Annotated in this window: 19 protein-coding genes and 1 pseudogene; 6 read left to right on the top strand and 14 right to left on the bottom strand. The window is 73.8% G+C overall.

The genetic code is table 11. The features are described 5' to 3' along the window. Positions 1-81: 81 nt before the first annotated feature. Positions 82-618 carry a CGNR zinc finger domain-containing protein gene (locus OCT49_RS36035; protein ID WP_283856373.1) on the bottom strand — a complete coding sequence of 179 codons (537 nt, stop codon included), beginning with the start codon at positions 616-618 and terminating at the stop codon, positions 82-84. A 103-nt stretch (positions 619-721) separates the two neighbouring features. Between OCT49_RS36035 and OCT49_RS36030 the strand changes: the two genes are divergently transcribed. Then, positions 722-2,359, top strand: a complete 1,638-nt coding sequence (locus tag OCT49_RS36030; RefSeq protein ID WP_283856372.1) for an FAD-dependent monooxygenase — start codon at positions 722-724, stop codon at positions 2,357-2,359. 332 nt (positions 2,360-2,691) lie between these two features. Here the strand turns inward: OCT49_RS36030 and OCT49_RS36020 are convergent, their stop codons facing one another. After that, positions 2,692-3,303 (bottom strand): TetR/AcrR family transcriptional regulator, encoded by a 612-nt coding sequence (locus tag OCT49_RS36020; protein WP_283856371.1) that lies wholly within the window; start codon positions 3,301-3,303, stop codon positions 2,692-2,694. A 67-nt stretch (positions 3,304-3,370) separates the two neighbouring features. On the opposite strand from OCT49_RS36020, the gene OCT49_RS36015 reads away from it, so the two are divergent. Beyond that, positions 3,371-4,807 carry a DHA2 family efflux MFS transporter permease subunit gene (locus tag OCT49_RS36015; RefSeq protein ID WP_283856370.1) on the top strand — a complete coding sequence of 479 codons (1,437 nt, stop codon included), beginning with the start codon at positions 3,371-3,373 and terminating at the stop codon, positions 4,805-4,807. 208 nt (positions 4,808-5,015) lie between these two features. Next, positions 5,016-5,663, top strand: coding sequence for an SGNH/GDSL hydrolase family protein (locus tag OCT49_RS36010; protein WP_283856369.1), 648 nt, complete (start codon positions 5,016-5,018; stop codon positions 5,661-5,663). A gap of 21 nt (positions 5,664-5,684) precedes the next feature. Here the strand turns inward: OCT49_RS36010 and OCT49_RS36005 are convergent, their stop codons facing one another. Next, complete coding sequence (locus OCT49_RS36005; protein ID WP_283856765.1) at positions 5,685-7,250, bottom strand: hypothetical protein; 1,566 nt, start codon at positions 7,248-7,250, stop codon at positions 5,685-5,687. A gap of 420 nt (positions 7,251-7,670) precedes the next feature. On the opposite strand from OCT49_RS36005, the gene OCT49_RS36000 reads away from it, so the two are divergent. Continuing rightward, positions 7,671-9,314, top strand: a complete 1,644-nt coding sequence (locus OCT49_RS36000) for a TROVE domain-containing protein (protein WP_283856368.1) — start codon at positions 7,671-7,673, stop codon at positions 9,312-9,314. Between the two features lie 72 nt (positions 9,315-9,386). On the opposite strand, the gene OCT49_RS35995 is transcribed toward OCT49_RS36000, so the two are convergent. Together OCT49_RS35995 and OCT49_RS35990 are read right to left on the bottom strand one after the other, a co-directional pair. Further along, positions 9,387-10,592 (bottom strand): wax ester/triacylglycerol synthase domain-containing protein, encoded by a 1,206-nt coding sequence (locus OCT49_RS35995; protein WP_283856367.1) that lies wholly within the window; start codon positions 10,590-10,592, stop codon positions 9,387-9,389. A gap of 543 nt (positions 10,593-11,135) precedes the next feature. Continuing rightward, positions 11,136-11,987, bottom strand: coding sequence for a LysR family transcriptional regulator (locus tag OCT49_RS35990; protein ID WP_283856366.1), 852 nt, complete (start codon positions 11,985-11,987; stop codon positions 11,136-11,138). Between the two features lie 104 nt (positions 11,988-12,091). Here OCT49_RS35990 and OCT49_RS35985 point away from each other — a divergent pair, with 104 nt between their 5' ends. Further along, positions 12,092-12,586: a cupin domain-containing protein gene (locus OCT49_RS35985; RefSeq protein WP_283856365.1), complete on the top strand. Its 495-nt coding sequence runs from the start codon at positions 12,092-12,094 to the stop codon at positions 12,584-12,586. A gap of 215 nt (positions 12,587-12,801) precedes the next feature. Further along, on the top strand, positions 12,802-13,539 hold the full coding sequence (locus tag OCT49_RS35980) for a DJ-1/PfpI family protein (RefSeq protein ID WP_283856364.1): 738 nt from the start codon (positions 12,802-12,804) through the stop codon (positions 13,537-13,539). Between the two features lie 188 nt (positions 13,540-13,727). On the opposite strand, the gene OCT49_RS35975 is transcribed toward OCT49_RS35980, so the two are convergent. From OCT49_RS35975 to OCT49_RS35940, 9 genes and pseudogenes are all read right to left on the bottom strand, one after another. Then, on the bottom strand, positions 13,728-14,357 hold the full coding sequence (locus tag OCT49_RS35975; protein ID WP_283856363.1) for a sigma-70 family RNA polymerase sigma factor: 630 nt from the start codon (positions 14,355-14,357) through the stop codon (positions 13,728-13,730). Positions 14,358-14,622: 265 nt separating this feature from the next. Then, a pseudogene (locus OCT49_RS40245) lies at positions 14,623-15,465 on the bottom strand (hypothetical protein); the annotation flags it as partial. Positions 15,466-15,616: 151 nt separating this feature from the next. After that, positions 15,617-16,135, bottom strand: coding sequence for a copper chaperone PCu(A)C (locus OCT49_RS35970; RefSeq protein WP_283856362.1), 519 nt, complete (start codon positions 16,133-16,135; stop codon positions 15,617-15,619). Beyond that, positions 16,135-18,435: a heavy metal translocating P-type ATPase gene (locus tag OCT49_RS35965; protein WP_283856361.1), complete on the bottom strand. Its 2,301-nt coding sequence runs from the start codon at positions 18,433-18,435 to the stop codon at positions 16,135-16,137. Before OCT49_RS35965 ends, OCT49_RS35970 begins: the two co-directional genes overlap by 1 nt. Beyond that, positions 18,435-18,659: a hypothetical protein gene (locus tag OCT49_RS35960; protein WP_283856360.1), complete on the bottom strand. Its 225-nt coding sequence runs from the start codon at positions 18,657-18,659 to the stop codon at positions 18,435-18,437. Before OCT49_RS35960 ends, OCT49_RS35965 begins: the two co-directional genes overlap by 1 nt. A 291-nt stretch (positions 18,660-18,950) precedes the next feature. Next, complete coding sequence (locus OCT49_RS35955) at positions 18,951-19,700, bottom strand: DUF5134 domain-containing protein (RefSeq protein WP_283856359.1); 750 nt, start codon at positions 19,698-19,700, stop codon at positions 18,951-18,953. Continuing rightward, the gene (locus OCT49_RS35950) at positions 19,697-21,286 is read right to left on the bottom strand and encodes a PepSY-associated TM helix domain-containing protein (RefSeq protein WP_283856358.1); all 1,590 of its coding nucleotides are present in this window, start codon (positions 21,284-21,286) and stop codon (positions 19,697-19,699) included. The genes OCT49_RS35955 and OCT49_RS35950 overlap by 4 nt, the downstream gene beginning before the upstream one ends. 151 nt (positions 21,287-21,437) lie before the next feature. Beyond that, positions 21,438-22,457 carry a carbon-nitrogen hydrolase family protein gene (locus OCT49_RS35945; RefSeq protein ID WP_283856357.1) on the bottom strand — a complete coding sequence of 340 codons (1,020 nt, stop codon included), beginning with the start codon at positions 22,455-22,457 and terminating at the stop codon, positions 21,438-21,440. A 273-nt stretch (positions 22,458-22,730) separates the two neighbouring features. Further along, positions 22,731-23,396, bottom strand: a complete 666-nt coding sequence (locus OCT49_RS35940; protein ID WP_283856356.1) for an MSMEG_1061 family FMN-dependent PPOX-type flavoprotein — start codon at positions 23,394-23,396, stop codon at positions 22,731-22,733. Between the last annotated feature and the right edge of the window lie 192 nt (positions 23,397-23,588).

Genomic DNA, 23,588 nt, shown 5'->3' with positions numbered 1-23,588 from the left:
ACTGGATTCCTGTCCCTGCCGGCTGCCGGCCCGCACCGGCTGCCGGCCCCCTCGCCCCTGCCCGCCCCGGTGTCGAAAGGCTCACTGGCCCCGGTTGCGGTGGGCGGCGACCCGGACCCGGGTTCCGCAGCGGGTCGAACAGTAGCGTTGCGGCGCGCGGCGCCCCGTGTCGATGAAGTAGCGGTCGCATCCCGGCGCGGCGCAGCGGCCCCATGCGCAGTAGCCGCGTTCGCTGAGCCAGAGCGCCAGGGCGAGCGCGGCGGTGGACAGCAGCCACGGGGCCGGGCGCGCATCCCGGGGCACCTGGGTGTGGAGCGACCAGCGGCGCCCCGGCAGACGGGCCAGCCGGGGCCGGGCGGGGTACCGGTCGAGCAGGGCGTTGATCGCCTCGGCGGCGCTGTCCTCGTCCTTCATGTCCAGGATGCCGGCGACGACCGCGACGGCCTCCCGCACCTCTTCCGCGGTGGTCCCGGTCAGCCGCAGGGCCGGGCCGCCGTGCGCCTCCACCACGGCTTCGAGCCCGGCCGGTGTGGCTCCGCTCCCGTCCTGCACGGCGTTGACCAGATCGGTCAGGAAGTACAGGCCGCGTGGGTTGTCGTCGGCGAATCGCTGGTCCATGGGCTTCTCTCGCTTCGGTGGGACGGCATCACCCCACCATGGTAACGTCTAAAATATAGTTAGTCGTTACGTGGACGTTCGTGCAGGAAGAAAGAGGCCCTCCGTGACCGAGTCGCATACGTCCGTGCTGGTCGTCGGGGGCGGACCCGTCGGTCTGGCCCTGTCCTGTCTGCTGTCGGGCCACGGTGTGGACCACGTGCTGACCGAGGCCCGTCCCGCCACCTCCCGCCATCCGAAGGCGCGGGGTGTCTCGGCCCGGTCCATGGAGATCTTCCGGCGCATCGGCCTGGAGGAAGCGGTTCGCGCCGCGGGGCTGCCGCCCGAGCAGGTCCGCTTCTACCGGGGTCGCGACCTGGTCGACCCCGACCACGTCCGCACCGGTCTCGTCCAGGAGCCCGACGAGGGCCCCGAGCACACGCCGTCGCCGGGCCTCATCTGCTCCCAGGACGTCCTGGAGCCCCTGTTGCTGCGGCGCGCCGAGGAACTGGCCGGCTCCCGGGTCCGGTTCGGCACCCGTGTGGTTTCCTTCGCCGATGACGGCCTCGGCGTGCGGGCCGTCGTCGAGGAACGGGCCACCGGCCGCCGGTACCGACTGAGGACGGACTGGCTCGTCGGCTGCGACGGCGCCGCGAGCACCGTGCGGGCCGGGGCCGGGATCGCGATGGAGGGCCCGACCGGTCTCGGGCGGTACCTGAGCATCCGCTTCGAGGCACCCCTGGGCCCGGTGGTGGCCGACCGGGCCAGCGCCTCGTACTTCCTCACCGTCCCGGGGCGGGGCGGGTTCATGGCCGTCGACAACGACCGCCACTGGATCTACCAGTACCCCCTCGGCGCGGACGCGGCGGCGGATCCGACGGACCATCGGTTCCTGGCCGGGCTCATCCGTACGGCCGCGGGTATCCCCGATCTGGACGTGACGGTCCGCGACACGATGACCTGGCGCATGGACGCCCAGCTCGCCGACGCCTACCGCCGCTCACGCGCCCTGCTGGCGGGCGACGCCGCCCACGTCATCCCGCCGACCGGCGGCCACGGCATGAACACCGGCATCGGCGACGCCGACAACCTCGCGTGGAAACTCGCCGCCGTCGTCGCCGGGTACGCCGACGAGGCCCTGCTGAACACCTACGGGGCCGAGCGGCGCCCCCTCGCACGCCAGGTCATCGACATCTCCACGGCCAACGCGACGAACCGGGCCGGCTACCGCATCGACGACGAACTCCTCCTGACCGCCACCTACCGCTCCGCCGCCGTCATCCCCGACTCCGTCCTCGGGCCCGGATCCGCCGACGTCCCCGGCCCCGGATCCGCCGACGTTCCCGCGCCCGGCCCCGGATCCGCCGACGTCCCCGGGCCCCTGAACACCTACGGTTACCGCCCCGGCTGCCGGCCGGGGGAGCGCGTCCCCCACGTCCGCCTCACCGGAGGCCCCGCGGGAGTGACCTCCACCCTCGACCTCATCGGCTCCGGCCTCACCCTGCTCGCGGCCGACAGCGACCCGGAGTGGCAGCGACAGGCCGAGGCCGTACGACAGGCGGGCATCCCCCTCACCCTCCGTACCATCCGCACCGCCGCCCAGCGGGAGGCGGAACCCGGCCAATGGGCGAGCGTGCTCGGCACCGAACACGCGGACGCCGCACTCCTGGTGCGCCCCGACGGGCACATCGCCTGGCGCGGTGCCCGCCCGGCGGACCTGTCGACGTTCCCGGCCCTCGTACGGCGCGTACTCGCGACCCCGTGACCCCCACCGGCACGGTTCGGCGGCTCGGCGGGACGAGGGCGGCTCCTCACCGGCATGGCCCCAAGCCCCGGCAACGCCCGAGTGCCGCCGCTGTCCGCGTCCAGGCCCGCGAGTGGACGCGGTCCGTCCTCGCCGGGGCTGCCGGGGCTGCGGACAACACCAACGGTTCCATGCCCGACTCGTCCGGTGGCGCGAAGTTCCCCTGATACAGGTTCAGCAGTCCGCTCAGCGGGTGCCGGTACGCCGTGCGTCCGTGCGGGGGACGGGCCCGTCCCGGGCACCGGCCCGTCCCAAGGGGCCGGTCCGCCGGGGGAGTTGGTCCGGGGCGGGAGTCAGTCCGGCATGGGAACGCCCAGGATGGCGTGCATGCCGCACAGCGCCCAGTCCTCCGCCCGGCTGTCGCCGTGGAGGAGTCGCGCCGGGGTGATGCCTGCGGCCAGGGACTCCAGTCCGTAGACGACCTGGGGCGCGTCCGTCCCGGGCGGGAGGTCCCCGGCGGCGACGGCGGCGTCGATGTCGTGGCGAAGGGTGTCCCGCCAGCGGGTGCGGCCCTCGGCGATCCGGTCGTGCACGGCGCCGGTGCGGCCGTCGTAGTCGTAGGTGACCTGGGTGAGCAGGCAGCCCCCGGAGTAGCCGGGATCGGCGGCGTAGCGCACCCAGGACGCGCAGAGGGCCAACAGCCGGGGCAGGCCCGCGTCGAGATGGCGCACCGGTTGCCAGACCCGGGTGCGGACGTCCTCCAGGACCAGATCCACCGTCTCCAGTTGCAGCTTCTCCTTGCTGCGGAACTGGCCGATCACACCCGCCTTGCTCATCCCCAACCGGTCCGCGAGCCGGCCGATGGTGACGCTGTCCAAGCCCTCCGACGAAGCGATCTCGGCGGCGGCGCGCAGCACCGACCGCCGGGTTTCGAGCGCTGCCTGAGCCGATGCACGTCCTGCCATGCCCGACAGCTTAGCAAACGACCGTACGGCATTGACGTACGAACGATCGTACTCTTAAATCCTTGCCATGACGCCCTCCGCCACCACCCGCCGGGCCTCCCTCGCCCTGTTACTCGCCTGCGCGGGCACCTTCCTGAGCTTTCTCGACGCCACCGTGACCAACCTGGCGGTGCCGCCGATCGCCGACGACTTCGACGTCTCGCTGACCACCGTCTCGTGGGTCGCCACCGCCTACGTGATCCCCTTCGCCGCCCTCCTCGCCCCGGCCGGGCCGCTGGCCGACGCGGTCGGCCGCGCCCGCCTGTTCCTGATCGGCGTCGCCGTTTTCACGGCGTCGTCGCTGCTGATCGCCGTGGCCCCGGCCCTGCCCGTGCTGCTCGGGGCCCGCGCCGTCCAGGGCCTGGCGGCGGCTCTGCTGGTACCCGCGTCGCTGGGGCTGGTGCTCGCGGAGATCCCCGCCGAACGCAGGCGCGCCGCGATCGGCATGTGGAGCGCGGCGGGGGCCCTGGCCGCCGCCGCTGGACCCGCCGTCGGCGGTGTCATGGTCGAGGTGCTCGACTGGCGGGCGCTGTTCTGCCTCAACCTGCCGGTGGGCTGCTGGGTACTGATCGCCGGGAGGAAGCTGCTGACCGGCGAGTCCCGTACCGGCGAAGGACCCGACCTCGTGGGCGGCCTGCTGCTCGCCCTCTGCATCGGCTCGGCGGTGTACGGCCTGACGCAGGGCCCCGACCACGGCTGGACCTCGGTGCACGTGTCGGCCGCCTCCGGCGTCGCCGTGCTCTCGGGCGCGGCGACCGTGCTGCGGGCGCTCCGGCACCCGCGCCCGGCGCTGCGACTGGACCTCTTCCACAGCCGGTCCTTCGCCGTGGCGAGCGGCGTCTCCCTCGCGTACGGCGCCGCGCTGTTCACCACGATGCTGCTCGGCGTGCTCTTCATGACCGACGCCTGGAACTACTCCGCCCTGGAGGCCGGTCTCGCGATGAGCCCGGCGGCGCTCGTCACCGCCGTGGTCGGCATCGGCATCGGACGGCTCCCCGTCGCTCTCACCCCGCGCACGATGGTGGCGGGCGGCTCGGCCCTCGTCGCCGCCTCGACGGCCGTGCCGGCCCTGCTGATCGACACCGAGCCACGCTTCTGGACGCTCTGGCTGCCGACCGGAACGGTGATGGGCGTCGGCGTCGGCATGGCCACCGTCGGCATCTCCAGCGCCGCCGCCCTCTCCGTCGTGCCCCGGCACTTCGCCGCCGCGACGGGCATGGTCATGGCGGCCCGTCAGGTCGGCGGCGGCCTCGGCATCGCCGCCACGGCCGTGATCGTCGCGGAGGTCTCGGGCCCGGGCGCGCAGCCGTACGCCGCCGTGTACTGGTTCGCCACCGCCGTCAACCTGGCCGCCGCCGTGGGCGGTCTCGCCCTGCGCCTCGCACCTCCGCCCCTGCCGAACCCCGCACCCCCGGCCGACCGGGCCCCGGCCGCCGCCCGGACCCTCGAAGGAGACCAACGATGACCTCCCAGCCGTACCGAACCCCCGTCCGGGCCCGGCCCGCCGACCCCGCCGACCCCGCCGACCCCGCCGACCCCACTGTCTCCGCCGGTCTCACTGCCTCCGCCGACCCAACCGACCTCGACGGCCGTACTGCCCCCGCCGACCCCCTGCCCTCGCCGACCTCACCGCCCCCACCGACCTCGCCGCCGAGCTGTCCGACCCGTACTGCATGGCCCCCGACACCGCCGCCGAACTGCTCCGCGAGCTCCCCTGGAACCGGCTGGCCGTAATGGGGGACAGCGTCACTGCCGGGGTGATGGGCCCCCTGCCGGGCTATCGCGAGCGGTCCTTCGCCGACCGCTTCACCGACGCCCTCGCCGCCACCCGCCCCGGCTTCGCCGCGGTCAACCTGGCCACGCCCCACCTGCTTCTCGACGAGATCCGGGACCAGCAGCTCATCCCCGCCCTGGACTTCGGGCCGGACGTGGTGATGGTGAGCGCGGGCGGCAACGACGCCTTCCGCAGCTTCGACCCGGAGACGCTGCGGGCGGAACTGGCCTCGTTCCTGACCCCCCTCGCCGAGAGCGGTGCCCTCGTCATCACCATCGGCCTGTTCGACCTCGCCCGGTCGGGCCTCGTCCCGCCGGAACACGCCGACAACATGGCCCGCCGCTTCGACGAGCTCGACCGCATCACCGTCGGCCTGACCCGCGCACTCGGCGGCATCCACATCGACACCCACCACCACCCGCTCGCCGCCGACCCGGGCATCTACGCCGCCGACCGCGTCCACGCCAACGCCCGCGGTCACGCGGTCGCCTTCGCCGCCATCGCGACCACCCTGGCCCAGCACGCCCGGGAGCACACGGACGGCTGAACCGGCCCCTCCCTTCCCCCGTCAGCCGGTGCCGCCAGCACCGGCCCCGGGGCGCTTTCCGGGTGCCCTCTCGGACTCGGACACCAACTCCGCCATGACGGCCGCCGGCAGGGACGGGTTGGCGGCAGCGGCTTGCCCCACCTGCCAGTCGCGGTCGGCGAGCAGCTCGACGATGACCTCTGTCGGCAGGGCCGGATGCCCGGCAGCCACCCGCCGCGCCTTCCGGTCCGCCAGGCAGACGAGTAGCGCCGGGCCGGTCGCGCCGGGGTGCCGGGCGATCTCGCACAGCGCCTTCCGGACAGGCGGTACGTGTCCGGCCAGATCCTCCAACAGGGCGGGCGGGGTATCCGGGTTGGCCGCCACCCCGGCGACGACCTGGGCCCCGTGACGTTCGACCATGGACCGCAGCCGGGCCTCCGAGAGGCCGGGGTGCCGCGCGACGGACTTGACCACCTTCGCATCGGGGTCGTCGGCCAGCGTGTCGCGTATCCCGGCCGGCAGGTCGCGCCGCTCGGCCAGGAGCATCCGCAGCACCGGATTCGACGACCTCGCCAGGTCCTCGACCTCGGCGGGAGAGGCGGAGGCCATCCGCGGCAGCAGGGACGAACCGATCCTGGTGGCGGCGGCCAGGCCGGAGAGCACGTCCAGCGGCACACGAGGGTGGTGTGCCAGACGGCGCCGCACCTCGTGGTCGCGGTCGGCGGCCAGCACACGGATCACGGCGTCGTCGATCGCCGGGTTCCCCGCGAGTTCGGCCCGGACACCGGGAACGGGGTCGCCGGAGAGCCGCGCGGCGGTCTCCGGCGGCAGGCCGGGGCGGGCGGCGAGCAGGCCGCGCAGCAGCGCCGAGGGATGATCGGCGAACCCGAGAAGTACCCGGATCGGCGTGGCGGGGTTCTGCAACGCCTGCTGCGCCAGCTCGTGGAGGGTGGACTCGTGCGAGCCGTCGCACGAGGCACCGGGCCGCAGGTCGCAGTCGAGCCGTGGAGAGTGCGGATCGTGCGCGCAGGGCGTCTCCTCCGCGTCGCAGACCAGGCACCGCTCCGTCGGCGGTAGCCCCTCGCCGCTGACCAGCATGGCCAGGACCCGCGGTGGTGTGGCCTCGTTGGCCGCCACCGCGCGGCGCACCTCGGCATGCGGGTGGTGCGCCAGCCGGGCCGTCAGGTCCGCCGTGGTCCACAACGCGAGCTCCACGACGACCCGCACGTCCGGGTCGGCGGCGAGCGTCTCCCGCACATCGGCCGGAAGCCCGGGACAGGCGGCCAGTTTCAGCCGGCGTTCGACGTCGGGGTCCCGGGCGAAGAGCCGCGCCCACTCCGGGTCGCCGGAACGCTCGTCGAGCAGGGCGAGCGCGGCCTGCGGCCGGGTGCGGGGGTCGATGTCGGCAGCGGTCAGCCGGCCCTCGTACGCGAGCTGCACGGCGCTCTCCTCGACGCGGGCGGCCAGGGCGACCGCCTGCTCGCGGCCGAGGTCCGCGCGACGGGCGAGGCTGTGGGCAACGTCCTCGTCCGCGACCGCGATCAGACGCCCGACCAGCTCGAAGGGCAGGGCCTCATTGGCGGCGAGGCCGCACAGCACGTGGTTCACAGAAGGCATCACAGCACATGGTTCACGGAAGACATCCTGCCCGGGCCGCGGCGGTCGAACGGCCGGGGTCCAGTCCGAGCGAGGACCGGCCCGGCGACGAGTCCGGCAACGATCCCGGCTACGAGTCCGGCGACGAGTTCGGCAACGATCCCGACCACGATCCCGGCAACGAGCGAGTCCGCGTTAATCGCTGGTGCACGACCCGGGAGCCCTTGTACGTTGGCAGCGCGACCGCGCCTCCGATGCGCTCGGCTGCGGCTACTTCCTCATGACAACCAAGTGACGCCGCCGCCCCTTTGATCTCGGCAGGCGCGGGCGTCTTCACCCCGTCGGGCCCCGGGCCGGGGGTGTCCGATCCCTTGAATCCCGGAGGATTCGCTGCCCCGTCACACCCCGCGCGTCTCCAAGGTCTGGTCCGAGATGCTCGTGAGCCCGCACGTCTCGTCGATTGCCCGCTCCCGGCCCCAGCCCCGGCCCCAGCCACATCCCCTGCTCCTGCCCCTGTCCCCGTCACAGCCTCGACGCGAGCCCGACGGCCCGGGCTTCCGCACCTACGACGGTGGCCCGGCCTTCGTCCGCGAGCCCCGCGAGGAGCTCTTCCTCCTCGCGGTCGGCAACTTCGTGTCCCAGCAGACCTTTTACGAGAGCGGTGAGGAGCGGGACGACCGGTACACCCGTCTCGTCGGTGAACTCGCGGTCCAGGACCCCGTGTGGACGGCCGGCCTGCTGCGCTGGCTCCGTGGCGAGGGCAACATGCGCACGGCGTCCCTGGTGGGCGCCGCCACGTACGTCCGGGCCCGGCTCGAGGCCGGGGCGTCCGAAGGCCCGTCCAACCGGTCCGTGATCGATTCGGTGCTCCGGCGCGCCGACGAACCCGGAGAGTTGCTCGCCCACTGGGTCTCGGCGTACGGGCGGAACGTGCCGCAACCCGTGAAGCGGGGCATCGCCGACGCCGTACGCCGGCTGTACACGTCCCGGTCCCTGCTCAAGTACGACACCGAGTCCAAGAACTTCCGCTTCGGCGACGTCCTCAACCTGGTGCACGCCTCCCCCGACCCGGAAAAGCCCTGGCAGGGGGCGCTCTTCCGATACCTCCTGGACCGCCGGTACCACCCGGAGCGTGCGGTACCACCGGACTCCGACCGACTGCTGACCGCCCACCGGGAGTTGATGGGCACGGCCGTGGACGAGCGGCGGGCGGTGCTGACGGGGCCCGGCGGCCCCGAGCGGCTGGCCGCGGCGGGCATGACGTGGGAGGCGCTGGCGGGCTGGCTCCACGGACCGATGGACGCCGCAGCCTGGGAAGCCGTGATCCCCACCATGGCGCCGATGGCGCTCCTGCGGAACCTGCGGAACTTCGACGAGGCGGGGGTCTCGGACGAGGTTGCGGCCCGGGTCGCCGCACGGTTCTCGGACGCCTCCGAGGTCGCCCGGTCCCGGCAGTTCCCCTTCCGCTACCTGGCCGCCCACCAGCAGGTGCCGTCGCAGCGCTGGGCAGCCGCGCTGGAACGGGCCCTGGGCCACTCCCTGGCCAACGTACCGTCCCTGCCCGGCCGGACGCTGATCATGGTGGACCGGTCGGACTCCATGTTCTGGGACACCGTATCCGAGCGGTCCAAGCTGACTCGAGCGGACGCGGCAGCCGTGTTCGGCACCGGACTGGCCATGCGCGCCGAGCAGGCGGATCTGGTGGAGTTCGGCTGGCGCAGCGCCGAGGTGCCGTTCGAGCCGGGCGAGCCGGTGCTCGAGGTGCTGAAACGGTTCCACGCTCTCGGCGGCACCCACACCACGAAGGCGGTGCGGACCCATTACCGGGAACACGACCGGGTCGTGATCGTCACCGACGAGCAGGCTGCCCCCTGCGGCCCCCGCGGGCCGGCCGAACCGGTCCCGGACGACATCCCCGTCTACACGTGGAACCTGGCGGGGTACCGGCCCGCCCACGGCGCCGCGGGCCCCCACCGGCACACGTTCGGCGGCCTCACGGACGCCGCGTTCCGGATGATCGGTCTCATCGAGGCGGGCCACGAGGCATCCTGGCCGTGGGCTGCTGAGCCGTCCTGAGCCGTCTTGAGTTGGTCTGATTCGGTCTGATTCGGGTGCCGGGTTCGTGGTCATGGGGGCGGAGCCGACGGTCTACCGGTCCGGGTCGCCACCGGCGGCGGGCCGACTGGAGGAAAGCAGCTCCGCCCAGCGGTCCGGTACGGCCAGCAGGGAGTTGCGGTCGGCGTCGCTCACAGCACTGCAGCGGACCAGGTCCGTGGTGCGGGTGAACGAGACGTAGGCCGGGAAGCCCTCGAAGACGTTGAGGAGCAACGCCGCCGAGCACAGCGGCGCGCCGAAGGCGGTGAACCCGCCGGGCACGGTCACGCTGCTGACGACGAGCGGCGTGACGCGGGCGCGCAGCGCGGCCCGGTACGCCCGGGCGGCGGCCTGGGGAGCGGCCCGGCTCTCCAACAGGGCGCGCAGTGCGTCGCGCTGACGGCTGTTCCGGACGGCGCCGGTCTGCCGGGCCACCGCCGCGATGGATTCCTCCAGGGTGCCGGCCCGGTGCGGGAGGACCAGCCGGTGGACGCCCAGACGGTTGCCGGGGAGGTGGCGTTGCTGCGGCGTCCTGGTCGACACGGCGACGGTCGCCATGACGTCGCGCCCCGTGCCCGTCGTGTGGTGTTCGCGCCGCAGCCGTGCGAGGGCCATGCCGAGGGCGGCGAGGGCGACCTCGTTGACGGTGACGCCGTGGATGTCGGCGAGGTGGCGCAGCACCGTGAGCGGCACGGCGCGGCCGGCGGTGCGATGGGAGGGGGCGGGGCCGGGCGCGGGTGGGGGAGTCCAGGGGCGGGGGCCGGCCAGGGTACGGGTGAGGTCGTGCAGGGAACGCACCAGGGCCCGGGCGGTGGGCGCGGCCGGCGGGTGCAGGCGGGCGCCCTCGGCGGACGTGTCGGACAGCAGCGCGGCGGCGGCGTGGGTCGCGCCGACGCCGTCCAGGAAACCGTGATGGGCGCGCAGACAGACCCGGAAGGAGCCGGGGCCGGTGATCAGCCGCACGTCCCAGGGCGGGACGCCCCCGGTGAGGTCGAACGACAGTTGGGAGATCCGGTCCGTTTCCCGGTCGAGCGCGGCGCCGTCGGCGGCGTCGGTGTGTTGCACCCGCAGGTTCGAGGCGGGGGTGGCGCGGAACGTCGGCAGGGCGGGCGCGCGCTCGGCGATCCGCTGCCGGAGCACGGACGGGGCGGGCGGCGGGCCGGCGAAGTCCAGTGCGAGGGTGACCACCGGCTGCTGCGGCCCGTCGAAGGACAGCAGGGCCCGGTCGAGCGGGTTCGGGACCGGAGCGGGTGCGGGCAAGCGGCCCGGGGTGGCGGGAGGTTCGGAGGATGCCGGGTGCGGATCGGTGGTGGCGGGGTCGGTCACAGCAGGACGTCCAGACAGGCGGGGCCGCGCTCGGCGAAGCCCGTACGGGTGGGATCGAAGGAGGAGTTGGGGCGCGGACCATTGATGCTACCGAGCAACGGGCGTGATCCGGTGGGGAGTTCGAAGCGGGACCGTGGCCACGGCGCCTCGAACGGCAACCGGATGTGCGGAACCATGAACGAGGCCGACGGCGACGACAACGAATGGGGAGAACAGGCCCAACAGGCCCAACAGGTCCAACAGGGAGAACAGGCCCAACAGGGAGAACAAGGCACGGACAGCGGGAACAAGGCATGGGCAGCGGCACCCGACAGCCTCCTCACCCGACCACGGCGGACGCCCCCGGCGCCCGGATCCGACCGCCACCGATAACCCGCCCGTGAACGGCCGGGTCACGGGCCCGCTCCCGTATTCCACCCGATTACCTGACCTGCCCGCCCCACGGCCGGGAACGAGCGGGGTGGGGCGCGCCGGTGCTCAGCGTCGGTACGCGGCTGTGGCGATCTCGACGAAGGACCGGACCAGCGGGTTGGTGTCGCCTTCGTTCCACACCGCCACCACCCGGCTCGGCGCCATGTCGATCAGCGGCACCATGACCAGCTCCGCGGGCAGGTCGTGCCCGAGCGGGGCCAGGCCGACCGTGCCGTTCCACAGCACGGCCTGCAGGCATTCCTGGACGGCGCGCACCACCGGCCCCTCGCGCGGGCTGCCGCCGTTCCAGTACGACTGCCAGAGGGGGTCGGTTCCCTGCGGGAACTGGAACCATCGGCGGTCGCCCAGGTCGGCCGGCCGCAACTCTTCGCGTCGGGCCAGCGGGTCGTCGGCGCGCAGGACCACGCCGACCGGATCGGTCCGCAGCGTACGGACCGTCAGGGCGGTCTCGTCGAAGGGCGCGCGGGTGAGGGCGACATCGACCAGCCCGGCGCGCAGCCCGCACGTCGGATCGGTCAGGTCGGTTTCGCGGACGTGGATGTCGACGCCGGGGTGGCTCCGGCGGTAGGCGGCCGCCAGCCCGGGCACGCCCGGGTCGGTGCCGTCGCCGAGGATGCCGACGGTGATGGTCGCGACACCGGCCGCCGCGCTCACGCGTCCCCGGACGCGGTCGGCGTGGTCGAGCAGGGCCCGGGCCTCGTCGAGCAGCACCGCGCCCACCGGGGTGAGCGCGACCCCGGCCGGCGAGCGGGCGAACAGCAGGGCGCCGAGGTCGGCCTCCAGCCGTTTGATCGCCCGGCTCAGGGGAGGCTGGCTCATGTGCAGTCGGATGGCGGCCCGGCCGAAGTGGCGTTCCTCGGCAACCGCCACGAAGTAACGCAAGGTCCGTAGCTCCACGCTGCAACGATACCCATGAGGTATCGGCGCGGCAGGACAGGTCTTGGACACTTCCGGGCCCCCGGCGGTGCACTTGGAGCATGGCCGAAAAAGCGAGAAGAAGCATGACCGGAGAAGCGAGAACCAGTGAGCCGCGGACCGCCCCCGCCGTGTCGGTGGTGGGCCCCGGAGAGGGCGAAACGATCGTCCTGGGGACCACGCGCATGCGCGTTCTGGAGGACGGCAGCCACACCGGGCACCGCCTCGCGATCGCCGAGTCCGTCCTCGCCCCGCACACGCAGGGACCGCCGCAGCACCGCCACGCCCGGCACGACGAGGGCTTCTACGTCCTCTCCGGCACCGTGCGGTTCACCGTCGGCAACGAGGACCACGACGCCACCGCGGGCACGCTCGTGATGGTCCCGCCCGGCACCCCGCACACCTTCGCCAACCCGACCGACCGACCCGCCGTCATGCTCAGCACCTTCACCCCCGACCTGTACGTGCAGTACTTCCGGGACCTCCAGGAAGCACTCGCCGACGGCCGGCCGCTGACGCCACGGGCCAACATCGAGGCGATGGGCCGCTACGCGACCGAGCCCGCCACCGACCTGGCCTGAGCCGACGGAGCGGGCCTCCTCCAGGGCCCTTCCGGCACTCGACGCACCCGTGCGACCGGGGCCGGACCGCTTTCGACCGTCGACCGTACGGTCCCTGGGCCCACCCGTCCCCGGGCCCACCCGGCCCCAGGGCACGTGCCCCGACATCGGCGGGAACTGGAGGAGACGGCCGTCCGACTCCTGTCATGTCGTCACTCCAGGAACAGGAGCACCCCATGGATCGCAGACAGCTACTCCGCGCCACCACCGCCCTCGGCGCCACGGGTGCGCTCGCGGCCACCGCCACCACCGCCCGGGCCACCGGATCGGGACCGGCCGGCTCCGATCCGGCCCGGCCGCTGCGCGTACAGGTCGTAATGTTCGACGGCGTCGAGGAGCTGGACTTCGCCGCCCCGTACGAGGTCTTCTCCGCCGCCGGGTTCTTCACCCCGCGCCCGGTGGAGGTCCGGTACGTCTCCGCCACCGGCGCCCGCCGGGTCACCTGCGCGTACGGCACGGTCGTCCGGGACATCCGCCCCTGGGCTCCCCGTGAGGCGGACGTGCTCGTCGTCCCGGGCGGTGGTTACGGGCGGCGCGACAGCCCCGGGGTGTGGGCCGAGCTCGACCGCGGCACGCTGCCTCGCGCCCTGGCGGACGCGCCCCGCCCCGGGCTGACCGTCTCGGCCCTCTGCACCGGCGTCATGCTCCTCTCGGCCGCGGGTCTCACGAAGGGCCGCCCCTGCACCACCCACCACAAGGCCAAAGCGGATCTGGAGGAACAGGGCGGCCTGCTGAGGAACGCCCGCGTCGTCGACGACGGTGATCTCGTCACCGCGGGCGGCATCACCTCCGGTCTCGACCTCGCCCTCTGGCTCGTGCGCCGTGAACTCGGCCCGGACGCGGCGACGAACCTGGAGGGGATGCTGGAGTACGAGGCCCGGGGCACCGTCTGGACTTCCCGCCCGACCCGCTGAGGCCGGGCCGGAGTTCCCCCGGCCCGGGGGTGGATGGGGAGTTGCACGTCGAGGCGGATGCCGTCGAGAACGTACGGGCGCGGACGAGATCGTCCCCTCGTCCCCTCGTTCACGAGGGGACGGCCTGCCTTGGGCCGTGGTCGCGGGCTGGTGCTCCGGCCGGAGCACCGGCCCGCGAGGGGTGACCCTCAGGCGGTCCGCGCCAGGGTTTCCGCCTCGCCGTGCTCCAACTGCGCGGTCAGGGCGGTACGCGCGCGGGCCACCCGGGAGCGGACCGTGCCGACCGGGCAGCCCGCCGCACGGGCGGCCTCCGCGTAGGAGAGCCCGAGCAACTGGGTGAGGACGAACGCCTGTCGGCGGTCGTACGGGAGCGTGGCCAGGAGTTCCTGGAGCGCCACCCCTTCCTCGAAGCCGGGCAGCCCGGTCGGCTGGGCGCGTTCGACGGTCGCGCGCCAGTCCTCGGTGTCGGCGAGCAGGGGGCGCGCGGCGGCCCGGCGGAAATCGTCGACGACCGCGCGGCGCGCGATGGTGAGGAGCCAGGTACGGGCCGAGGAACGGCCCTCGAAGCGGTGCAGGGTGCGCAACGCGCGCAGGAACGTGTCCTGCGCGAGGTCCTCGGCGGCCTGCGGGTCGGCCGACAGGTGGGCCACGTACCGCACGACGTCGCGGTGCAGGGCCCGTACGAAGGCGTCGGCGGCCTCGCGGTCGCCGTCGCGGGCGGCGAGCGCCCAGCCGGTCGAGACGGCGTCCTGCGCCGTCCTGTCGCGCGGGACGGCGGCGCACTGGGACCCGCGCGGGGCGGGCAGCGTGGTGTTCATCGCCAGGTGTGTCCTTCACGGATCGGTCCGGCACCCGGGCGTCCGGCGACGGCGCCGGGCGCGCCGTTGCTGCGGCGCGCGGGGCGGCGGTACGGGACGGGTCCGGGTCTCCGGTGCATGGGGCACCCGAGCCCTTCGGGGCCGGGTGTGCCGGAGGACTCCCGCTGCGTGCGGGCACGGCGGCGGGCCGGTCGGCCGACCGGTCGCGGGCCGGGTCTCGTACGTCCTCCGGAATGCCTGCCGCGTCCTCAGGGCGCGGCGAGCACCCGGGCGGCCCGCGCCGGTCCCGCGCGCGGGCGCACCGCAGGCCCAGCGGCAACCGGTCGCTCAGGCCCCGGCGGGGGCGCAGCCGGCGGCGCGGGGCCGGCAGCGGTGCCGTGAGGAGGGGGTGGAGAGGAGCGAGCAGCCGACTCGCGACCGCGCGCAGGACCTGGAAGGCGGCGCGTTCGCCACGGGCCAGCCACACGCCGCAGAGGAGGGCGGCGAGGACGTGCGCGGCGAGCATCCCCGTCGAGGACATCCCCGCCATGTTGTGGCCCATGTGGCCCATGGAGCCCATGTGGTCGACGGGGCTCATGTGGCCGATGTGGGCCATCGAACCCATGGGGTCCATGGCGAAGGCGTGTTCCGTGCCGGCCATGTGTCCCGTGCCGGCCATGTGCTCCGTGCCGGTCATCGCGTCACTTGCACCACTCGCGCCACTCACGTCACTTGCGCTGTTCATGCCGCTCGCGGCCGAGTGGTCCATGCCCGCCATGGGATGCGCGCCCGCTGTGGCGTCCGGCGGCGCCGCACCCGCTCCGGCGACGGTCCGCGCAGCCGCGTCCCCGACCGTGCCTCCGACGGTTGTGAGGGCGGACTGCGCGGTGGCGAAGGCGTTGTGCAGCACGCCCTGGGTCGCGACCGCGAGGCCCGTGACGAGCCAGGGGCCGCGCTCGCGGGCGGCGAACCACCAGCCGGGAACCGCGAGTGCGAGGAAGCCGGTGGCGAGCACCCAGAAGGGAATCGGGTCCTCGGACATGAGGACGTGTCCGGTCGCGGCGAGCGTGACGGAGACGGCGGCGAACATCGCCGCCCTCACCGTACGTCCGACCGGCCCCGCCTCCATGGCGCCTCATCCTCCCATCGTGGAGGGCCGGACGACATGGCGGCTCGTCCGGTCCGCCGCGAATGCCGGAAAGGCGACTGCTGGGGCCGAGTTCCGGCATATGCGGCGGGAACGGGCGGCGGTGCGGGGCCCGGTGCTACGGGGCATGGCGCTACGGGCGGAGCGGGCGGCCCGTCCCCGTACCCGGCCGGACCACCACCGCCCGGACCCTCAACGGCTTCCCGTGCGTGAAGCGCAGCGTGAAGGAGACCTCCGTGCCGGGCCGCCACGTCCCCTTCGGACGTACGGTCACGTCGATCCCGTACGGGGACATCGTGAGCCCCTCCCCGGCCGGGACGGTGACGGAGTCCACCGGTCGCCGGTACGCGGCGCCGGAGGACGTCATGCGGTGTTCGCTCAGCGCGGGGGGCGCGGCCGTGTCGGGCGAGGTGACCTCCACGAGCCGGTCGGCGGAACCGCCGTCGTTGGTGAGGGCGAGGAAAGCGGCGGTCTCCGGCGTCGAGCCGGACGGCTGGAAGACGTACGCCCGCGTGACGGCCACGCGCGGCGGGCTGCCGGCACGTCCGCCCGCCGCCCAGGCGCCGAGACCGGCGAGGGCGAGGCCGCAGGCGAGGACGGGAACGCCGACGGCGGCGAGCGGGGCGCGCAGGCGCGCGGGGACGGCGGACATCAGAAGGCCGCCCTCGGGGAGGGGCGTCGGCGCCGCGCCACGGCCGCTGCGGCGGCGGGCTGCCAACGGCGCAGACGGAGGCTGCCGAGGACGACGAGGACCGAACTGAGGGACATCGCGGCGGCGGCGAGCATCGGGTTGAGCAGTCCCACCATGGCGAGCGGAATGGTGACGACGTTGTAGCCGAAGGCCCACAACAGGTTGCCGCGGATGGTGGCGAGGGTACGGCGGGCGAGGCGCACGGCGTCGGCCAGGGCCTCGATGTCGTCCCGGACGAGGGTGACGTCGGCGGCGCCGATGGCGACATCGGCACCGGTGCCCATCGCGATGCCGAGATCGGCCCCGGCGAGCGCCGCCGCGTCGTTGACGCCGTCCCCGACGACCGCGACCCGTTTCCCCTCCGCCCGCAGCGCGCGGACGAGCTCCGCTTTGCGCTCGGGGGTGCAGCGGGAGTACGTCTCGTCGATGCCGAGCGCGGCGGCGACGGCCCGCGCGGGCTCCTCCCGGTCCCCGGTGGCGAGGACGGGGTGCACCCCGAGGCGGCGCAGCCGGTCCACGGCGCGGTAGCTGCCGGGACGTACGACGTCGCCGAGCGCGAGGACGGCCTCGGGCCGTCCGTCGACCCGCACCAGGACGGGGGTGTGGGCGGCCTCCAGCGTGGCCTCCAGGGCGGCGGCGAGGGCCGCGCCCAGTTCCCCGGGCGACTCGTCCCCGGGGGCGCCGACCTCGACGAGCCGTCCGTCCACGCGCCCGCGCACGCCGCGGCCGGGCGTCGCGGTGAAGCCGCTGAGCGCGTCGGGTCGTACCGCACCCTCGGGGAGGGAACGCTCGGCGTGGCGGACGAGGGCCCGGCCGAGCGGGTGCTCGGAACCGGTCTCGACGGTCGCCGCGAGCCGCAGCACCTCCTGCGCGCCGGGGCCCTCCGGGCGGGTGGTGAGGGAGGTGACGGTGAGGTGGCCGGAGGTGAGCGTGCCGGTCTTGTCGAGCACGACGGTGTCGATCCGGCGGAGGGTTTCGAGCGCCTGCGGCCCCTTGACGAGGACGCCCAGCCGGGCGCCCCGGCCGGTGGCCGCCATGAGCGCGGTGGGGGTCGCGAGCCCGAGCGCGCAGGGGCAGGCGACGACGAGGACGGCGACGCACGCCGTGAAGGCGGGCTGCGGGTCCGCCCCCGCGCCGAGCCAGAAGCCGAGCACGGTGACGGCGAGGACGAGGACGACCGGCACGAAGACCCCGGCCACGGTGTCGGCGAGCCGCTGGGCGCGGGCCTTCCCGGCCTGGGCCTCGGTGACGAGGGCGGTGATGCGGGCGAGCCGGGTGTCGGCGCCGACGGCCGTGGCGCGTACGAGCAGGAGCCCGCCCGCGTTGACCGAGCCGCCCGTGACGGCGGAGCCGGCCGAGACCTCCACGGGCCGGGTCTCGCCGGTCACGAGGGACAGGTCCACGGCGGACGCGCCCTCCACGACCTCGCCGTCCGTCGCGACCCGCTCCCCGGGCCGTACGAGGAAGACCTGGCCCACCACGAGGCGTTCGGCCGGAACGGTCCGCTCCACGACCCCGTCCCGCACCGTCACCTCCTTCACGCCGAGCTCGGCGAGCGCACGCAGGGCGGCCGAGGTGCCGCGCCGGGCACGGGCCTCCAGGTGGCGGCCGACGAGGACGAGGAGCGGGATGCCGACCGCCGCTTCGAGATAGACGTGCGCCGTCCCGTCCGACGCGGTGGGCAGCAGCGCGAAGGACATCCGCATGCCGGGGGCGCCGGCGCCCCCGAGGAAGAGCGCGTACGAGGACCAGCCGAAGGAGGCGAGCACGCCGAGCGAGACGAGCGTGTCCATCGTCGCCGCGCCGTGCCGCAGCCCGCGCCGGGCCCGCTCGTGGAAGGGCCACGCGCCCCAGAGGACGACGGGCGCGGCAAGCACGAAGCACAGCCACTGCCAGTTGCGGAACTGGAGCGGAGGAGCCATCGACAGTACGAGAACGGGGACGGCGAGCAACGCGGTCACCAGCAGCCGCTGCGGGACGACCGGGTCGCTCTCCTCGTCGCCCCGCTCCTCCCCGGAGGCGGATGGCTCGGGGAGACGGGCGCTGTACCCGGCCTTCTCGACGACGGCGACGAGCACGTCCGCACCGAGCTCCGCCGGATGCTCGACGCGGGCCGTACCGGTCGCGAGATTGACGGTGGCGCGCACGTCCTCCAGAGCGCCGAGCTTCTTCTCGACCCTGCGCACACAGGCCGCGCACGTCATGCCGCCGACCACCAGATCGGTCGTGACAAGGGTGCGCGGAGCGGTCTCCCGGCCCATCAGTGGCCCATCCCGTCCATTCCGCCCGTTCTGTCGGTGTTGCCCATGTCGTGCGGGCCCGGGGCGTCATCTTGGTGCGAGACCCCGCGCAGGTCGGGGGCGACCGGCCCGGCGAGACGCCCGACCCCGTACGAGACGGCGAAGAGCGCGACGAGCAGAAGCAGGAAACCCCCGAGCGGTGCGTACGGCACGGGGGTGGAACGCCGTCCGGCGGAAGGCGTCACCGAGTGATCCATGAGGGAGGCTCCGGCGAGAGTGCGAGCTGTACGGTCCAGAGGTCGGCCGGACCGGGCCCCGAGTTCCCCCGCTTTCGAGTGACGCGCATCACATGTGGCACACCTGCCACACACGCCCCAGGGCATTGCGGTCCGGGTCGCGCGCCCGGAGCCCGGGGCGTACGCGGTGGCCTGGGACCGTACGGATCGGTCGGCGCCCGGGACCGTACGAGGCGGCGCCCGGGGGCGTACGGGCCGAGGCCCGTTCAGCCGGCGTCGCCCCCACGCGGATCACACCATTCACACCATCACGATGAACATCACCGCCATGCCCAGCGCCATCAGCCCATGACAGCCCAGGTCCCACGCGGCGTGCACCGCGCTGCCCGGCCTGGTGCTGTCCGTACCCGCGCTGTCCGCACCTGCGCTGCCAGGGCCCGCGCCGTTCGAAGCCGCGCTGCCCGCACCTGCGCTGCTCGAAGCCGCGCCGTTCGTCGTGCGGGGTGCGAGGCGGCCCGTGTCGAAGCCCTTCGCGAGCCACCACAGCGCGAACGCCAACAGGACGAGGGCGAGCAGCACCGCGCTCCAGCGGTCGGCGGTGTCGTCGAGCGTCATCGTCGCGGTCGCTCCCGGGGCCGACATGTCCATCCCGGGCATGTCGTGCGCGTGGCCCCCGCCCGTCGCACCCATGGACATGGCCGAGGACATCGCGGCGACCATCCACGCCATCGCCCCGGTCATCACGGCGTGCGGCAGCGCATCCACGAGGGCGCGCGCCCGGGGCCCGGGGCCGTTCGGAACGGCGAGGGCGACCAACAGGAACCAGGCCGCGGCGACGGAGAAGAAGACCACCTGCGGTGTGCCGGGCAGGTCCATGCCCCAGGACCAGGCCATCGCGAACATGGCGAGAGCCATGACCGCGTGCAGGGCGTGGGCGAGCCGCGCGGTCCACGGGTGGGAGCGGGCCGTGAGGGCGCGCCACAGTCCGTGGGCGGCGAGCGCGCAGAAGAGCAGCGTCAGGATCCAGCGCAGTCCGGTGGCGGCGATCATCGGCCCATCTCCTTCGATGTCCCGGCGTGCGCCTCGAAGCGCACGCGCTCGCGTCGGCGTACCTGCGCGACCGTCAGGTCCACGAGCAGGAAACAGATCAGGGGCAGCCCGAACAGCGGCAGGCAGTGGGCGAGGACGGCCGCCACGACGACGAGCGGCGCCATGATCCTGCCCGGCACCCGGCGCCAGGCCCCCCGCACCGGCGGACGGCCGAACCGTGTCCCGCCCGCCCGGGTGGGCCTGCGCAGCCACCACATGCGGTAGCCCCAGAAGAGCATCCCGATGAGCGCGACGGCGATGAGCGCGAGGACGATCTGGTTGGCGGGACCGAAGAGCAGGCCCATGTGGGCGTCGACGCCCCAGCGGGTGAGCTTGGCGAGGACGGGGAAGTCGTCGAAGAGCAGCTTGTCCGTGACCTCGCCGGTGGCCGGGTCGATCGCGATCGAGTCCTGCTGCTCCGGCCAGTGCCGCGTGTTCTCGCGGACGACGTACGCGCTCCCGGTGTCCGCGGGCGGGGTGATGACGAGCTTGCCGCGCAGCCCCTCGGAGCGGGCGATGCGGACGGCTTCGTCGAGATCGACCTTCGTGGCGGGGGAGCCGGTGAGGGAGTCGGCGGGGGAGTCGGCGGCGGAGCCCCCCGGGCCCGCTCCTGCCCCCGCTTCCGCTTCTGTTTCCGCTTCTGTTTCCGCTTTCGCTTTCGCCGAGCTGTCGTGCGTGCCGCCGTGGTCGAGGGTCGAGGACACGGAAGGCGTCGCCCCGCCCAGCGAGTCCTGGAGCCTGCCGATGGTCGCGCCCGCGTGCGCCGACCAGGTCAGCCCGGTCGCCGAGAGGGCGAGGAGGCCGATCGACACCCACAGCCCGACCACCCCGTGCCAGGACAGCGTGCGCCTGCGCCCCTTCGGGCCCCGGCGCGGCACGAACAGCCCGCGCAGCCGTTCCCGGCTCCGCGGCGCCCCGAGCCACAGCGCCATTCCGCCGATCACCTCGACCCACAGCCAACTCGCGGCGATCTCGCTGTAGTTGCGGCCGAAGTCGCCGAGGTTCAGGGTGCGGTGCAGGTCGTCGAACCAGGACCGCACGGGCAGCCACTCGCCGGTGGTGCGCAGTGTGCCGCGCACCTCGGCGTCGTACGGGTCGACGAAGACGGTTTGGGTGCGGCCCTCGGGCAACCCCTCGACCTCGAAGCCGACCCGGGTCGTGTCGTCGGCCCCCGCACCCTTGGTGACGGAGACGAGCCGCCCGCCGGGCACCGCCTCGCGGGCGGCGTCCACCTGGGCGGTGAGCGGCTTCGGCTCGCCGTGCGGGGTGACCTTCAGTTCATGCCGGTGGACGACGGACTCGATCTGCGGGGTGGCCGTGTAGAGCAGTCCGGTGACGGCCGCGACGAGCAGGAACGGGCCGATGAGGACGCCCGCGTAGAAGTGCAGGCGGAGCAGGAGCGGGCGCAACCCGCTCCAGGTTCCGCCCCCGCCGCCCGGCGCGGACGTGGTGAAGTCCTCGACCGGGACGGTCCCTTGGGCCGGGGCGGCCTCATTGGTCGGGTGTTGCCGGGACGGTGGCGATGAGGCAGGCGTGGTCTCGGGCATCGAATCTTCCTCATACGTGGACCGGTGGGGACGGTGACGTACAGGAGTCGGTGCGAGAGGTGCGCGAGTTCCCGCACCCGCGGTGTGACGCGGGTCACGGGGCGGGGGCGGGTTCTGCCGACCGGCGGGGGCGGGAGCCGATGCCGTCCGCTCAGGTCGTTTCGGCCGCCGGGGCGGTGGTGCCGTCGCTCGGGGCGGCAGGCCATTCGCGGGGTCCTTCGTCATGCCAGAGCGGGCGCCGGTCGACCCGCAGGCCGAGGATCTCCGGCCGTGCGTAGTGGCCGCGGGAGTCGACCCAGACCTTGACGGCGTCGATGTCGGCGAGGTCGATCTCGGCGGTGACGAGCTTCTCCTCGGCGCCGGTGTGCGGGCCGGCGAGGTACTGGTTGAAGGGATGGATCACGGCCGACCAGCCGCCGCCCGCGGTGATGTGCTTCTGCGGTCCGACAGTGGACTCCATCCACCGCAGGCACGTCTCGTCCACCGGGTTCCCGGCGGAGACGACGAACGCCTGAGCCGTGAGCGCGTGGGTCTTCATCATGGCGTCGATCTGGATGTCGGCGACGGCCTCGAAGCCGGCCATGGTGGACAGGCCGGGCCATGCCGCCGCGTGGATCTGCTGTCCCTGGGTGATCAGGGACTGCCGGGCCAGGTTCATGGTGTGTTCCCAGCAGGCCAGGCCGCCGATCCGGCCCAGGGCGCTGTCGAAGACGCTGAGGGTGGCGCCGCCGCCCTGGGCCCACACGATCCGTTCGGCGTAGGTGGGCTGGAGCTTGCGGTGGACGCCGAGGAGGGTGCCGTCGGGCTCGACGAAGACCTGGCTGTTGAAACACGTGCGGGTCCCCGAGAGCCGTTCGCTGACACCGAGGACGACGCCGGCCCCGGCGCGGGCACAAGCGGCTTGGACCCGGGCGATCTGCGGACCGGGCACCTCGACGGACGCCTCGGCGTAGGCGGCGTTGGCCCCCTGCTGGTCCAGCGGGGCGTAGGCCTCGATCCAGTACGGGTAACCGGGCACGAAGGTCTCGGGAAACACCAGCAGGTCGATGCCTTCCCGGCCGGCCTGCTCGACGAAGCGGACGACCTTGTCGACGGTCGCCTCGGTGTCCATGAACACCGGAGCGGCGTGCACCGCTGCGACGGTTCGTTTCGTGGAAGCGGGAGATGGCATGGCGGAGCCCTTCTCGGAAGTGGGGTGCACCGGCAGGAACAGGCCGTCGGACGGTGTCCGGGGCGCACGTCCGGGTGCGGACGAGTGGGTGAGCGGTGAGCCGGTCACGAAGAAGCCTGCCATCGTTCGCAGTGACATGCGCCTACGCCGACCAGCTCGGACAGGACGCGTCAAGTTCTATCAACTCATGGCACGAGAGGAGGAGTTCGGGGCCGGAGTGGCGAACGGGTCTCCCCGCCGGGCGGCACCTTCGAGGAGGGATACGGCCCGAATTCACTCGTAACGCAGACGCAGCGACTCGCGCTCGGCCTCCTCGACCTGCTCGACGGTCAGGTCCGGCAGGTTCAGCTGGGCCAGCGTCACCTCGGCGCTGGTGGGCTGGGCGTCGGCGGGCACCCACTGCTCCGGCCGCCAGGCGTCGGCGCGCATCAGCGACTTCGGGCAGTGCGGATAGACCTGCTCGACCTGCACCACGAGCGCCGTGACCGGCGGCTTTCCGACGGGAGTGAGCCGGGCGAGCAGCTCCGGGCGCGCCGAGATGCAGGCGCGGCCATTGACGCGCAGTGTGGTCGGGCGGCCGGGGACGAGGAAGAGCAGCCCGAGGTGTCCGGTCTCCAACACGTTGTGCATGGTGTCGAGCCGCTTGTTGCCGGTCGCGTCGGGGATCACCAGGGTCCGTTCGTCCAGCACCGAGACGAATCCGGCCGGGCCGCCACGCGGCGTCACGTCCGCCCGGCCCCCGGCGTCCGCACTGCCGATGAACACCAGCGAGGAACAGCCGATCAACGCCCGGGCCTCCTCGGTCAGATGGTCGGTCTCCTTGCGGAGCGAGTTCGGGTTCGGGTTCGGGTAGAGCTCGCGCAGCTGGTCCGGGTCGGTGAGGGCGTCCGCCCGGAGGGATTCGAAGAGCAGGCCGGCGGCTCCCGTGTGGATCGTCATGCGGACCACCCTAGAAGACGACCGAGGGGCGGCTCCGGGCCGCCTTCGCGACAGGTGGCTCCGACTGTCCCGCTCCAACTCCCGTGCTTCCACGGGCCGTGATCCGCAAGGTCACCGCGCCGGGGCCCGGTGCGCCGCCGTCATCCGCCCCGGGGAACGGAGCGTGCCGGGGGCGGACCGCACCGTGGCCGA

The organism is Streptomyces sp. ML-6, assembly GCF_030116705.1.
In the GTDB taxonomy this organism is placed as follows: domain Bacteria; phylum Actinomycetota; class Actinomycetes; order Streptomycetales; family Streptomycetaceae; genus Streptomyces.
Note: the sequence above shows the minus strand (reverse complement) of the source record. Positions and strands in the feature narration are given on the sequence as shown.